A 996-nucleotide genomic window follows, 5' to 3' on the forward strand; every position below is an offset into this window, starting at 1 on the left:
CTTTTTTACTCCTCCAAATATATCACTAAAGAATCCGCCAATACCATTAAATACATTTTTTATTGAGTTGTAAGCATTAGAAGCAACATTTCCAAAAGCGTCGAATACTCTGCTAACTATATTTTTAGCACCGTCAAATACTCTACTAAAGAAGCCGCCAATACCATTAAATACATTTTTTATTGCATCCCAAGCATTTGAAGCAAATTTACCAAGAGCGTTAAAGACATTTGCTACAGTATTTCTGACAGCATCAAATATGCCAGCATAGAAACTTATGACAGTATTCCATATTGACTTAATAAATTCCCAAGCTTTCCCAGCAAAGCTACCGATTGCGCTGAATACATTAGACACAACATTACTTACTGCATTAAATATTCCACTAAAAAAGTCAGTTACTACGTTCCATACGCCAACCAGTACATCCCAAGCTTTCCCAGCAAAGCCACCAATAGCGCTAAATACTGTAGAAACTACTGAACTAACTGCGTCGAATATTCCACTAAAAAAGTCAGTTACTCCGCCCCATGCAGATTGAATGCCACCAATAACAGTCGTCCATAAATTGCCAAAGAATGTTTTTATCCCGTTCCAAATGTTTTGGATGCCTTGTACAATTCCGTGGAACCAATCAACTAAACCTTGCCAGATTCCTTTTGCTCCGTCAATTGCTCCATTCCATATATTAGCAAACCATTGACCAATACCGCTAAAGAATGAAACTACACCGTCCCATGCACCCTTCAAGAAGTCCACGAAACTAGCCCAAGCCTTTTTCCCTGTTTCCGTTTTAGTGAAGAAGTATACCAAGCCAGCAACGACTGCTACAATTGCTATACCAAGAAGTACAAATGGATTGACAGCCATTACAGCATTGAAAGCACCTTGTATAATTGAGGCAGCTTTAACAACATTATTATACATCTCGTAAGCCTTAATGATTCCATTAATAACTTTCATAGCAACGAATTCACCAGCTAATGCAATTAAAGC

General features: G+C 37.9%; 1 pseudogene. It reads right to left on the minus strand.

Annotated features, from left to right (window positions below):
- Positions 1–963: pseudogene (locus EII37_RS10700) on the minus strand (hypothetical protein); the annotation flags it as partial.
- Positions 964–996: the final 33 nt, after the last annotated feature.

Origin of the sequence: Streptococcus sp. OH4692_COT-348, from assembly GCF_003859975.1 — a bacterium.
Classification (GTDB): domain Bacteria; phylum Bacillota; class Bacilli; order Lactobacillales; family Streptococcaceae; genus Streptococcus.